Here is a 12,622-nt window from a genome sequence, read left to right as displayed (position 1 = left end):
GGCGCGACCTCGACCGGGGGACGGCCCCCTCAGCGACGGGCCGAGCCGCCCGCCGCACTCAGGACCAGGGAGTGAGCAGCACGAGCGGGATCTGCCGCTCGGTCTTCGTCTGGTACTCGGCGTAGTCCGGCCACGCGGCGACCGCGCGCTCCCACCAGGTCGCGCGCAGATCGCCCTCGAGCACGCTCGCGGCGTAGTCCTTCTTCACGGGCCCGTCCTGCAGCTCGACGTGCGGCTCCTTGAGCATGTTGCCGTACCAGACGGGGTGCTCGGGCGCACCGCCCTTGGACGCGACGACCACGTACTCGCCCTCGTGCTCGACGCGCATCAGCGCGGTCTTGCGGAGCTTCCCGCTCTTCGAGCCGACGGTGGTCAGGACGATGATGGGGCGGCCGCGGAGGAGGTTCCCCTCGGCTCCGCCGGTCCGCTCGTAGAGCTCCGCCTGCTCGCGGGCCCACTCGGACGTGCTGGGTTCGTACTCTCCGGTCAGCGGCATGCCTCCGATCGTACGGCCGCGGCGGCCCCGGTGGCCGACCCGCGTGCAGGAGGATGGAGCGGTGTTCTCCGCAGACCCGTTCGACCGAGCCCGTATCGCCCTCCTGCGCGACGATCTGATCCGCGCCCGCTACGGCGTGGACGCCGTGCGGGGGCTCTGGGGCGACGAAGCGGCCGAGGCGCTGCACCGCGGCGACCGGGTCCCCGCCCGCCGCGCCCTCGAGCGCAGCGGCGACCACGACGCGCTGGCCACCCTCGCACGCCTGTTCCTCCTGGCCGATCCCGTCTCGGCCGACGACGCGGACGAGGCGTTCGGCGCTCTCGCGCTGCAGGGGGCGGTGGAGCTCGGCCTGGTGCGCGTCGAGGCCGGAGCCGTCGTCACCGCGGCCCTCGACCTGCGCCCCTACGACGTGGTCGACCAGCGCGGCGCTGCCTCCTGGTGGATCGCCTCCGACCTCGGGGAGCTCGCCCTCGGCCGCGCGCTCGACGAGGACCACGTGCTCGGCGTCGGCGGCGCGAGCCTCACGCTGACCGGCCTGATGATCCAGCGGCCCGTCGGCCGCGTGCTCGACCTGGGGACCGGCTGCGGGATCCAGGCGCTGCACGCCTCCCGCCACGCCGAGCAGGTGGTCGCCACCGACATCTCCGAGCGCGCGCTCGCGCTCGCCTCCTTCACCGCGGCGCTCAACGGGATCGAGAACATCGAGTTCCGCCTCGGCAGCCTCTACGAGCCGGTCGCGGGGGAGCGCTTCGACCACATCGTCACGAACCCGCCGTTCGTCATCACGCCGCGAGTCGAGGGCGTCCCCTCCTACGAGTACCGCGACGGCGGGCTGGAGGGCGACGAGATCGTGCGCCGCGTGATCCTCGGAGCAGCCGAGCACCTGGTGCCCGGCGGTGTCGCGCAGCTCCTGGGGAACTGGGAGTACCGGGAGGGCGCGGACGCCTTCGACCGGATCGCGGACTGGCTCGCCGACGCCCGCAGCCCGCTGGAGCAGGCGCTCGAGGCGGGGCCCGAGGGGCTCGACGCCTGGATGGGCGGGACCGCCTCTCCGCTGGACGTCTGGGTCGTGGAGCGCGAGCGTCAGGATCCGGCGGTCTACGCCGAGACCTGGATCCGGGACGGCGGCACGACCCGCGGCCCCGCGTTCGACGCGCTGGTCGACGCCTGGCTGACCGACTTCGAGCGGCGCGGGGTGACCGGCGTCGGCTTCGGCTACGTCACGCTCCGCCTGCCCGAGCAGCCCCGCCCGCCGATCCGCCGCCTCGAGCGGATCACCACGCCGGTGGCGACCGCGGGCCTGGGCGGCCACCTCGCCGCCTGCCTCGACGCGGCCGAGGCCCTCGCGTCGATCGACGATCGCGCTCTGGCGGGTCTCGCCCTGGTCGTCGCCGGAGACGTCACGGAGGAGCGGCACTACTGGCCGGGCAACGACGATCCGACGGTGCTGCGGCTGCGCCAGGGCGGCGGCTTCGCCCGGGTCGAGGAGGTCGACACGGCGCTCGCCGCCGTGGTCGGCGCCTGCGACGGCGAGCTCTCGGTGGCGGCGATCGCGGCGGCGGTCGCCTCGCTCCTCCAGGTCGAGGAGGAGGCGGTGTCCGACTCGGTGCTGCCGCGGGTGCGCGAGCTGGTGGCGACGGGGCTGCTGCGGCTGCCCCAGGGGGAACGCGGCTAGAAGAGGGTGGCGGAGTCCTCGACGGGGGGCGCAGCGGCCGCGGCGGGCGCGGCGGCGGCCGTCGGCCATCCGGGTCCGGCGTCGACGGGCTGCCGGCGCTGGTAGGCGGTCGCGGCGCTCCGGGCGCGGACGTCGGCGGCCTCGTTCATCCGGTGGTTGGCGTGCCCCTTCACCCACTCGAAGGTGACGGCCCGGCCTTGCAGCTCCTCGTCGAGCGCCTTGATGATCTCGACGTTCATCACCGGCTTGCCGTCGGCCTTGCGCCAGCCCTTCCGCTTCCAGCCCGGCAGCCACTCGGTGCAGGCCTTGATGGCGTACTGGCTGTCGCAGAGGATGTGCAGCGGCTCCTCCTCCTGCGCGGTCGCGCGCAGCAGCTCGAGCACCGCGGTGAGCTCGCCGATGTTGTTCGTGCCGTGCGACCAGCCGCCCGCGGCCCAGCGCTCGTCGTCGACGTACCAGGCCCAGCCGGCGGGGCCGGGGTTGCCCAGTGCGGACCCGTCTGCGGCGGCGATGATGCTCACGTGCGTCTCTCCTCGTGCTCTCGGTGCTCGCGCCGGTGCGGCGCCCTCCGAGGGTAGTCGGCGGGCGGGGCGGTCCGCGGCGCGCGGCGCGGAGTCAGGCGGAGGAGGAGCGGCGCGCGATCGTCACGCGCGTCGAGTACGGCATCGCGACGGTCCCGCTCCCGCCCGACTCCTCGTCCACCACGGCGTCGACCGCCGCGAGGACCGCGGCGCGCTCCTCATCGGGCATCGCGATGATGTAGCTGCGGGACGCGAACATGTCCCGCACCCCGGCTCGGTCCAGCTCGAAGGACCACTCGAAGGCCGCGAACGCCACCCGCTCGAGAGCGGAGCCGAGCGGCGGCCGGAGCGTCTCGAAGCGCTCGGCGGTGGAGGCTCCGGCGACCTCGCCGAGCCGGCGCACCCAGGGGACCGACTCGTCGCGGATGTTCCACACCAGCGCGAGCACGCCCTCCGGCACCAGGACGCGGGCGACTTCGGCTCCCGCGCGCTCGGCGTCGACCCAGTGCCACGACTGCGCGGCGGTGACGAGCTCCGCGGAGGCGTCCGCGGCGGGGATCGCCTCGGCCGTCCCCTCCTCGGGGCGGACCCCCGGCAGATTCGAGGCGAGCCGCGCGAGCATCTCCGCGTCGGGCTCGACCGCGGTCACGGCGAGGCCGCGGGACGCGAGCGACGCGGTGAACTTGCCCGTTCCCGCGCCGAGGTCCACGGCGCGCAGCCGATCGGAGGCGTCGGCTCCCGCCGCGCGGGCCCGCTCCGGGAGGAAGGCGCCCGCCACCCGCGCGGGGGCGTGCCCCACGATCCAGTCGACGGCGTCGTCGGGGTAGCCGGGCCGCCCGCGGTCGTAGGCGTCGACCGCGCTGCCGAAGGAGCGTCCGAGGCCGCTCATCGCTTCTCCGCCGCTCGCGCGAGCACGTCCACCGCGTAGCCGTAGCCGGCGATCCCCGCGCCGACGATCACGGCGATCGCGACGTCCGAGAGGTAGGAGTGCTGCCGGAACGGCTCGCGCCGGTGCACGTTGCTCACGTGGACCTCGACCATCGGCAGCTCGGTCGCGAGGACGGCGTCGCGGATCGCGATCGACGTGTGCGTGTACGCCCCGGCGTTGAGCACCACTCCCGAGACGGAGCCGCGAGCCGCGTGCAGCCGGTCGACGATCGCGCCCTCCGAGCTGCTCTGGAAGGTCTCGACCGTGAAGCCGTGCCGCTCGGCCGCCTCCGCCGCCAGCGCCTCGGCGTCGACGAGGGTGTCCGAGCCGTAGAGCTCGGGCTCGCGGGTGCCGAGCAGGTTCAGGTTCGGGCCGTTGAGGACGAGGATCGGCAGCTTCACGCTCCGACCCTAGCGCCGGCCGTCCCCGCGAGCGGGAGCGGCGGCAGCGCCGCGCGCAGGAGGATCAGCTCGCGCGCATGGGCGTCCAGACGCCGGTCCTCCTCGGTCCGCAGCTCGAGAGGCGGGACCGGCTCGGCCGCCCCGTCGGCGCCCCGCACCACGAAGACGCTCCGGCACTGCGTGGTCAGCTCCAGCTCGCCGGTCCGCGGGTCCCCGGAGCGCACGTGCACCGCCAGGTGCATGCTCCGGGCGCTCGTGTGGATGAGGCGCGCCTCCACCTCGACGAGGTGCCCGATGCGCACCGGACGGTAGAAGTGGATCCCGCCGGAGTAGACGGCCACCGCGTCGCGGCCGGTCCAGCGCTGCGCGACCGCGTCGGCCGCCTCGTCGATCCAGCGCATCACGATCCCGCCGTGGGCGTTGCCGCCCCAGTTGACGTCGCCCGGCGCCGCGAGGAAGCGGAACACGATCCGCGGACCGGTGCCCTCCTCGGTGTACTCCTGGGCGCGCATCACGTCGTGCAGCCGTCGGCGGCCCTCGATGCGCGCGGCGGCGCCCTCGGCGAGGGACAGGTCCTCGATCGAGCGGGGCCGCCACTCCGGGACCGACCGCGGCCTCTTCTCGTCGTCGACGGCCACGAACACGAGGAGGCAGTGCGTGGCGTCCTCGTAGAGGCCGGTCCGCGGATCCGCCTGCGCGACCTGTACCAGCACGTGCATGCTCGTGCGCCCGGTGTGGATGACGCGGGCGGTCGCCTCGATCAGGTTGCCGACAGAGATGGGCCGGGTGAAGTGGACGTTGCCGACGTACGCCGTCACGCAGTAGCCGCCGCTCCAGCCCACGGCGCAGGCGTAGCCGGCCTTGTCGATCCACTCGAGGACGCGGCCGGCCTGGGCGCTGCGGCCGTCGGCGGTGGCGTCCTGCGGGGCGGCGAGGAAGCGGAGCGTGATGCGGTCGGTCATGGTGCCCGTCGTCGTGGGAGCGGAAGGGGGGAGTGGACCCGCGGGGGTGCGAGGAAAGGGGGATGATCCGCCCGCGGGCCACAGGGGTGTCCGGCAGGAGCCGGCTCGGTCAGGGGGATCAGGCTGCCAGCGGCAGCTTCTCGGCGAGGAGCCGGAGCCGCAGGGCCTGGAGCTCGGCGGTCAGCTCGGGCGGCAGCCGGTCGCCGAACCGCGTGAAGAACTCCTCCGTGAGCGCGCACTCCTCCAGCCACGCCTCGACCGGGACGGAGAACAGCTCCTCCTTCTGGGCCGCGGAGAGCCGGAGCCCGTGCGTGTCGATCGCGACCGGCAGGTCGCCGAGGGGGCTCCGCCGCGCCTCCGCCAGCCCCTCCAGGCGGCGGACGAGCCACTGCAGCACCCGCGCGTTCTCGCCGAAGCCGGGCCAGAGGAACTCGCCGTCCGCGTCCTTCCGGAACCAGTTGACCTGGAACACGGCCGGCGCCGCATCGCCGAGCTCGGCGCCGATCGCGAGCCAGTGCGCGAAGTAGTCGGCCATGTTGTAGCCGCAGAAGGGGAGCATCGCGAACGGATCGCGGCGCAGCTCCCCGACCGTGCCCTCCGCGGCCGCGGTCTTCTCGGAGGCGACGGTCGCACCCAGGAAGACGCCGTGCTGCCACGAGGTGGCCTGCGTGACCAGCGGGACGTTGCTCGCCCGTCGGCCACCGAAGACGATCGCGTCCAGCGGCACGCCCTCGTGGGCGTCCCAGTCGGCGGAGAGCGACGGGCACTGCGCGGCCGGCGCGGTGAAGCGGGAGTTGGGGTGCGCGGCGGGCGTGCCGGACGCCGGCGTCCACGGGTGCCCGCGCCAGTCGGTCAGCCGCTCCGGGACCTCGTCGGTCAGGCCCTCCCACCACACGTCGCCGTCCTCGCGGAGCGCGACGTTGGTGAAGATCGTGTTGCCCCAGAGCGTCTGCACGGCGTTCGGGTTCGAGGTCTCCCCGGTGCCGGGAGCGACGCCGAAGAAGCCCGTCTCGGGGTTCATCGCCCAGAGGCGTCCATCCTCCCCGCGGCGCATCCAGGTGATGTCGTCGCCCAGCGTCTCGACCCGCCAGCCGGGGATCGCGGGCTGCATCATCGCGAGGTTGGTCTTGCCGCACGCGCTCGGGAAGGCGGCGGCGACGTGGTAGCGCCGTCCCTCGGGCGAGACGATGCGGATCAGCAGCATGTGCTCGGCGAGCCAGCCCTCCTCGCGCCCCATCGCCGAGGCGATGCGCAGGGCGAAGCACTTCTTCGCCAGCAGGGCGTTGCCGCCGTAGCCGGAGCCGTACGAGACGATCTCGCGCGTCTCCGGGAACTGGGTGATGTACTTCACCGGGCTGCACGGCCAGGCGACGTCCTCGCGGGTGACGCCGTCCGCGTCGCGGAGAGGCAGCCCCACGGTGTGCACGCCGCGGACGAACGGGGTCTCCTCGGTGAAGGCCGCGAGCGGCTCGGAGCCCACGCGCGCCATGATCCGCAGGTTCAGCACCGCGTAGGCCGAGTCGGTGACCTGGACGCCCAGCTGCGAGAGCGGACCGCCGACGGGCCCCATCGAGAACGGGACGACGTACATCGTCCGTCCGCGCATCGCTCCGTCGAGGAGGGGAGCGAGCTCGGCCCTCATCGCGGCGGGCTCGCGCCAGTTGTTGGTCGGTCCCGCGTCGGCCTCGTCGGTCGTGCAGATGAAGGTGCGGTCCTCGACCCGGGCGACGTCGTCCGGGTCGGTGCGGGCCAGGAACGAGCCGGGCCGCCACTCCGGATTGAGCGGGAGGAGCGTGCCGGAGGCGACGAGCCGCTCGGTCAGGCGGTACCACTCCGCGGGGGAGCCGTCGCTCCACTCGATCGCGTCGGGCTGGAGGATCGCGGCGGTCTCGCGCACCCAGCGGCGGAGGGCGAGGGGCGCCGGCGGCACGACGGGCGCGGGGACGGACGTCGGCGCGGTCATGGTGCTCGGCTCGAGTCGGACGGTGTTGCTGTAGATGCTCATGCTGGCTCCGCTTTCGGTGGTCGTCGTCGACGGGGGTGGGGAGTCGCCGGCCGCAGCCCGGAAGAGGCCGGCCGGGCCGGGAGGGGCGCTCAGTGGCGCCTGAAGCCAGGATGGAGGAGGATCAGGAGGTATTCCCGGCGCTCAGGCGGTCAAGAAACCGTCTTTTTGCGCTTCCGTCACAACCGACCGCTGGAGCTCGCCGTGACCGATCCCTCGACACCCGCCCCGGGCTCCGACGCCGTGCTGCTCGGGCAGCGCCTGCGCCACTTCCGCACCCGGCGCGGACTGACCCTCGGGCAGCTCGCCGAGCGCGTCGACGTGTCGGGGAGCCAGCTCTCGCTGATCGAGACGGGGCGCCGCGAGCCGCGCCTCTCCCTCCTGCAGCGCCTCGCGGCCGCGCTCGGCGTCGAGCTGGCGGCGCTGCTCTCGGACGAGCCGCCGAGCGAGCGGGCCGCGCTCGAGATCGAGCTGGCGCGCGTGCAGAAGGGGTCGCTGTACCGCTCACTCGGCCTGCCCGAGTTCAAGGTCAACAAGGGGCTGAGCACGCCCGTGCTGGAGGCGTTCCTCGGCGTCTACCGCGAGCTCGCACGGCGCCGGAGCGAGGCGAGTGCCACACCGGAGGAGGCGCGCCGGGCCAACACCGCCCAGCGGCTCCAGCTGCGCGAGCGCAGCTCCTACCTGCCCGAGATCGAGGAGGTGGCGGGCGAGATGCTCCGCACCGTCGGGCACCGTGGAGGAGCACTGACCCACAGCTCCGTCTCGAAGATGGCCCGGCACCTCGGCTTCGAGATCATCCACGTCGGCGACCTGCCGCACTCCGCCCGCTCGGTGATCGACCTCGCGAACGGCAGGATCTACCTCCCGCCCGCCTCGATCCCCGGGGGCCACGGCCTGCGGGCGCTGGCGCTGCAGGCGATGGCGCACCGCCTCCTCGGGCACGAGCGGCCGGTGACCTACGCCGACTTCCTCCGTCAGCGCCTCGAGATCAACTACTTCGCCGCCGCGTGCCTGATGCCGCTGGAGCCGGCGGTCGCGTTCCTCCAGGAGGCGAAGCGCGAGCGGGACGTCTCGGTGGAGGACTTCCGCGACGGCTTCGGCGTCACCCACGAGGCCGCCGCCCTGCGCTTCACGAACCTGCTCACCTCGCACCTCGACATCCGGATGCACTTCCTGCGGGTGCTGGGAGACGGCTCGATCCAGAAGGCCTACGAGAACGACGGGCTGCCGCTGCCGACCGACGTCACCGGGGCCGTCGAGGGCCAGGTCGTCTGCCGCTACTGGTCGGCGCGCTCCGCGTTCACCCGGACCAACCGGACGACGGAGTACTACCAGTACGTCGACACTCCGGCGGGCACCTTCTGGTCGGCGTCGCAGACCGGCACGACCGCCACCGAGGAGTTCTCGATCACCGTGGGCGTCCCGTTCGCCGAGGCCCGCTTCTTCCGAGGCCGCGACACCGACCGCCGCGAGCTCTCCCGCTGCCCCGACGAGTCCTGCTGCCGGCGCGCCCCGTCGGAGCTCGCCGCGCGCTGGGACGGCAACGCCTGGCCGAGCGCGCGCCTGCACGCGCACGTGCTCGCACCGCTGCCGTCAGGCACCTTCCCCGGCATCGACGACGCCGAGGTCTACGAGTTCCTCGACGCGCACGCCCGCGAGTCCTGACCGCTCCCGCGAGACTCCGCTCCGGTGCGCCTGGGTCGGCGTGCCGCGTACCCGAGCGCGTCCCGCGGAAGAGCAGGAGTCGTCAGTCCGAGATGAGGGCGCGGGCCGTTCCCTCGTCGAGGATGAGGTCGGTGATGAGGCCGGCCGCCAGGGCGCCGCGCAGGCCCGGCAGCTTCGAGGCGCCCGAGACGACGCAGATCCGGCGCGACGCGCGGCGCACGGTGGAGAGGTCCGGACCGCTTGCACGTTCGTTCATGGGGATGTCGTCCCAGCTGCCGTCGGACCGGTAGAACACCGTCGCGACATCGCCGACGACCCCGGAGCCGCTGAGCGAGGTGAAGTCGCTCGGCTCCAGGTAGCCGCCGATGTAGACCTTCGAGGGGACCGCCGCGAACGGCGACCCGAGCCCGAACAGCGCCACGTCCATCCGCTGCTGCAGCTCCAGGACCCGTCGGGTGGAGCGCTCGCGCCACACCGCCTGCTTGGTGGTCGGGTCGTCGAAGAACGCCGGCACCGGGAACTGCTGGACCTTCGCCGCGTAGGCGTCGCCGAAGCGGCGGAGGATCTCGCTCGAGTAGTTGATGCCCGTGGTCTCGGTGTTGCCGGCGCCGTTCAGCTGCACGATCTGCGTGTTGTGCGTCTCCTTGGCGATCAGGTGGCGGCTGATCGCGCTCATCGTGGAGCCCCAGGCGATGCCGACGATCATGTTCGAGTCGATGAACTGCCCGAGGATCCTCGCTGCGGACAGGGCGACCCGCTCGAGCCGGTCGATCTCGCTGGTGTGGTCCGGCACCGGCACGATGTGCGCCGTGATGTCGAAGTGGGACCGCACCTCGGCCGAGAGGGCGCTCGCCCGGTCGAGGGGGGAGCGGATCTGGATGTCGACCAGGCCGGTCGCGCGGGCGTGCGAGAGCAGGCGCGAGACGGAGGAGCGCGACGTGTGCAGCTCGTGCGCGATCGCGTCCATCGTCAGATCCTGCATGTAGTACAGCTGGGCCGCACGCAGCGCGTCCCGCGTCTTGTCGGGATGGGTCGCGTGGGTCGTCTCGTCGAGTTCGACGACCGGTCTCACCGGGGTCATAGCGCTCCCTGCACGGATTTCCACCCGTCTTGACCGGATGTGTTGTCGGGTCAAGGATGGCTGTATTCCTCCGCGAAATCAATCGGTCATCTCCCCGGTGCACGCTGGTGCGGAGGCCTCGACGACACCCCTACGACACGAAGGCGAGTACGAAGTGGCACAGTCCGACGGAACTCCCGGAAACTCCGCTCTGCGCGAGAGCGTCGCTGCTCTCCGCGACAACCCCCGCGCCACGGTCCTGGTCATCGGCGGTGGCATCAACGGCATCGGGACCTTCCGCGAGCTCGCGCTCAACGGCGTCGACGTCGCCCTCGTCGAGCGCGGCGACTACGTCTCCGGTGCCTCGAGCGCCTCGAGCCACATGATCCACGGCGGCATCCGCTACCTCGAGAACGGCGAGTTCCGACTCGTCAACGAGGGCGTGCACGAGCGCAACGGCCTGCTGAAGATCGCTCCCCATTACGTGAAGCCGCTGCAGACGACGATCCCGATCTACTCGACGTTCTCGGGCATCCTCGCGGCTCCGCTGCGCTTCCTGACCCACAAGTCGGGCAAGCCGCAGGAGCGCGGTGCGCTGCTGATCAAGGTCGGCCTCACGATGTACGACTTCTTCTCCCGCGACGGCGGCACGGTCCCGCGCCACCAGTTCCACGGGCGCAAGCGCTCGCTGAACGAGCTCCCCAAGCTCGACCCGAAGATCAAGTACACCGCCACCTACTTCGACGCCTCCGTGCACGAGCCCGAGCGCCTCGCGCTCGACGTGCTCCACGACGCGCTGATCGGCGGCAGCAAGGCCCGCGCGGCCAACTACGTCGAGGCCGTCGGCGCCGACGAGAAGGGCGTCGTCCTCCGCGACCGCGAGTCCGGCGAGGAGTTCACCTTCGCGGCGGACGTCGTCGTCAACGTCTCCGGACCGTGGACCGACTTCACCAACACGGCCCTCGGCACGACCACGACGTTCATGGGCGGCACCAAGGGCTCGCACATCGTGCTCGACAACCCCGAGCTGGTCGAGGCCTGCGAGGGCCGCGAGATGTTCTTCGAGCACAGCGACGGACGCATCGTCCTCATCTACCCGCTCAAGGGCCGCGTGATGGTCGGCACGACCGACATCGACGCCGACCCCACGAAGCCGGCGGTGTGCACGGAGGAGGAGATCGACTACTTCTTCGAGCTCGTGAACCACGTCTTCCCGGCCATCCGCGTGGACCGCTCGCAGATCGTCTTCAAGTTCTCCGGCATCCGCCCGCTGCCCCGCCACGACGACGAGGCCCCGGGCTTCGTCTCCCGCGACTACCGCATCGAGCCCTCGACGCTCCCCGGCAACGGCTCGCCCGTGCTCAGCCTGGTCGGCGGCAAGTGGACGACGTTCCGCGCCCTGTCGGAGCACCTCTCGAACGAGGTCTTCAAGCGGATCGGCGTGACCCGTCGCGTTTTCACCGTGAAGACCCCCATCGGAGGCGGCAAGGGCTTCCCGCGCACCGACGCGTCCCGCGCGCAGTGGATCAGCCAGCACCGCTCCGGGCTCTCCTCGGCCCGCACGGGCCAGCTGCTCGAGCGCTACGGCACCCGCGCGCAGGAGGTCATCGAGGCCCTGGCCGACGGACACGACGAGGCGCTCGACTTCGACAAGGACTTCACCACCGGTGAGATCCGCTACCTCGCCCAGCGCGAGAGCGTGGTGCACCTCATCGACCTGGTGATGCGCCGCACCAACCACGCCTTCACGGGCGGCCTGAGCCGCGAGCTCCTCGAGGAGCTCGCCGAGCACACGGGCGCCGTGCTGGGATGGGACGACGCCGCCCGCGCGTCGGAGGTCGACGCGACCATCGCGCACCTCAAGGAGTACAACGGCGTCGACGTCGGGGGCACCTCGGTGCAGACTCCGACGGCCGTGCCCGCCTCCTGATCGGCGATCAGGCGCGGATCGACGGAAGCCCCGGACCGAGGACCACCTCGACCGGGGCTTCCGTCGTGACAACGCACAAACGTGCACGCGCCGTTCCTTGTCGCTAGGACAGGGCGCCGATAACTTCACACCGTCGGGCATCGAAGCCTGCCGCGGACGCCTGTGCGCGTCCGTCTTACGAAAAGGAAAAGGTCAACGTGGACAATCTCGGAGTGGTCTTCCTCGCCGAAGTCGTGGGAACGGCCATGCTCGTGCTCCTCGGCTGCGGTGTCGTCGCCAACGTCGCGCTCGTGAAGAGCAAGGGTCTCAACGGCGGAACCCTCATGGTCAACATCGGCTGGGGCTTCGCGGTCTTCGCCGGTGTGATCGTCTCGTACAACTCGGGGGCGCACCTCAACCCCGCGGTCACCCTGGGCCTCGTCGCGAGTGGAGCGACCGAGTTCGGTTCCGGCGTGCCCGTCAACATCGTCTCGATCCTCGTCTACATCCTCGCCCAGATGATCGGTGCGATCCTCGGTGCCGTCTTCTGCTGGCTCGCCTACAAGCAGCACTTCGACGAGGAGCCCGACGCGGCCAACAAGCTCGGCGTCTTCTCGACCGGCCCGGCGATCCGCTCGTACGGCTGGAACTTCGTCACCGAGGTCATCGGCACCTTCGTCCTCGTCTTCGTCGTCATCGGCTTCGGCGGCGGACGTCAGGGCGACGGCGGTCTGGCCGCGCTCGGCGCGCTGCCCGTCGCCATCCTGGTGATCGCGATCGGCGCCTCCCTCGGCGGCCCGACCGGCTACGCCATCAACCCCGCCCGCGACCTCGGCCCCCGCATCGCGCACGCGCTGCTGCCGATCAAGGGCAAGGGCTCGAGCGACTGGAGCTACGCCTGGGTGCCCGTCGCCGGCCCGATCGTCGGTGGAGTGCTCGCGGGCCTCGCCTCGCTTGTGCTGCTCCCGGTCCTCTAGACCGCCGCGCTTCCTTTCACCCCCGT

General features: G+C 72.2%; 11 protein-coding genes. 4 read left to right on the top strand and 7 right to left on the bottom strand.

Annotation, left to right across the window (positions count from 1 at the left end; all coding sequences use genetic code 11):
- Positions 1 to 58: 58 nt before the first annotated feature.
- A complete protein-coding gene (locus C5C95_RS08865; protein WP_104324258.1) occupies positions 59 to 496 on the bottom strand; it encodes a nitroreductase family deazaflavin-dependent oxidoreductase in 438 nt (145 codons plus the stop codon).
- A 61-nt stretch (positions 497 to 557) separates the two neighbouring features.
- On the opposite strand from C5C95_RS08865, the gene C5C95_RS08860 reads away from it, so the two are divergent.
- A complete protein-coding gene (locus C5C95_RS08860) occupies positions 558 to 2,171 on the top strand; it encodes a methyltransferase (protein WP_258072644.1) in 1,614 nt (537 codons plus the stop codon).
- Here C5C95_RS08860 and C5C95_RS08855 read toward each other — a convergent pair.
- The 5 genes from C5C95_RS08855 to C5C95_RS08835 all read right to left on the bottom strand — a co-directional run bounded on the left by C5C95_RS08855 (position 2,168) and on the right by C5C95_RS08835 (position 6,946).
- Positions 2,168 to 2,692: a ribonuclease H gene (locus tag C5C95_RS08855; protein ID WP_104223203.1), complete on the bottom strand. Its 525-nt coding sequence runs from the start codon at positions 2,690 to 2,692 to the stop codon at positions 2,168 to 2,170. The genes C5C95_RS08860 and C5C95_RS08855 overlap by 4 nt on opposite strands.
- A 94-nt stretch (positions 2,693 to 2,786) precedes the next feature.
- A complete protein-coding gene (locus C5C95_RS08850) occupies positions 2,787 to 3,581 on the bottom strand; it encodes a class I SAM-dependent methyltransferase (protein WP_104324256.1) in 795 nt (264 codons plus the stop codon).
- Positions 3,578 to 4,021 carry a type II 3-dehydroquinate dehydratase gene (aroQ, locus tag C5C95_RS08845; RefSeq protein WP_104226430.1) on the bottom strand — a complete coding sequence of 148 codons (444 nt, stop codon included), beginning with the start codon at positions 4,019 to 4,021 and terminating at the stop codon, positions 3,578 to 3,580. Before aroQ ends, C5C95_RS08850 begins: the two co-directional genes overlap by 4 nt.
- Positions 4,018 to 4,983: an acyl-CoA thioesterase gene (locus C5C95_RS08840; protein WP_104266847.1), complete on the bottom strand. Its 966-nt coding sequence runs from the start codon at positions 4,981 to 4,983 to the stop codon at positions 4,018 to 4,020. Before C5C95_RS08840 ends, aroQ begins: the two co-directional genes overlap by 4 nt.
- Positions 4,984 to 5,101: 118 nt before the next feature.
- Positions 5,102 to 6,946: a phosphoenolpyruvate carboxykinase (GTP) gene (locus C5C95_RS08835; RefSeq protein ID WP_104324284.1), complete on the bottom strand. Its 1,845-nt coding sequence runs from the start codon at positions 6,944 to 6,946 to the stop codon at positions 5,102 to 5,104.
- A 243-nt stretch (positions 6,947 to 7,189) separates the two neighbouring features.
- On the opposite strand from C5C95_RS08835, the gene C5C95_RS08830 reads away from it, so the two are divergent.
- Positions 7,190 to 8,650: a helix-turn-helix domain-containing protein gene (locus tag C5C95_RS08830; RefSeq protein ID WP_104291619.1), complete on the top strand. Its 1,461-nt coding sequence runs from the start codon at positions 7,190 to 7,192 to the stop codon at positions 8,648 to 8,650.
- An 82-nt stretch (positions 8,651 to 8,732) separates the two neighbouring features.
- On the opposite strand, the gene C5C95_RS08825 is transcribed toward C5C95_RS08830, so the two are convergent.
- Positions 8,733 to 9,731 carry a sugar-binding transcriptional regulator gene (locus tag C5C95_RS08825; protein WP_104223198.1) on the bottom strand — a complete coding sequence of 333 codons (999 nt, stop codon included), beginning with the start codon at positions 9,729 to 9,731 and terminating at the stop codon, positions 8,733 to 8,735.
- A gap of 154 nt (positions 9,732 to 9,885) precedes the next feature.
- Here C5C95_RS08825 and C5C95_RS08820 point away from each other — a divergent pair, with 154 nt between their 5' ends.
- Complete coding sequence (locus tag C5C95_RS08820; protein WP_258072643.1) at positions 9,886 to 11,640, top strand: glycerol-3-phosphate dehydrogenase/oxidase; 1,755 nt, start codon at positions 9,886 to 9,888, stop codon at positions 11,638 to 11,640.
- 245 nt (positions 11,641 to 11,885) lie between these two features.
- Positions 11,886 to 12,596, top strand: coding sequence for an MIP/aquaporin family protein (locus C5C95_RS08815; protein ID WP_374952909.1), 711 nt, complete (start codon positions 11,886 to 11,888; stop codon positions 12,594 to 12,596).
- Positions 12,597 to 12,622 lie beyond the last annotated feature (26 nt).

The sequence above is a fragment of the Rathayibacter sp. AY1B7 genome (assembly GCF_002932735.1).
Lineage (GTDB): Bacteria > Actinomycetota > Actinomycetes > Actinomycetales > Microbacteriaceae > Rathayibacter.
The sequence above is the reverse complement of the archived record's forward strand: the minus strand, read 5'-3'. Positions and strand labels throughout refer to the sequence as shown.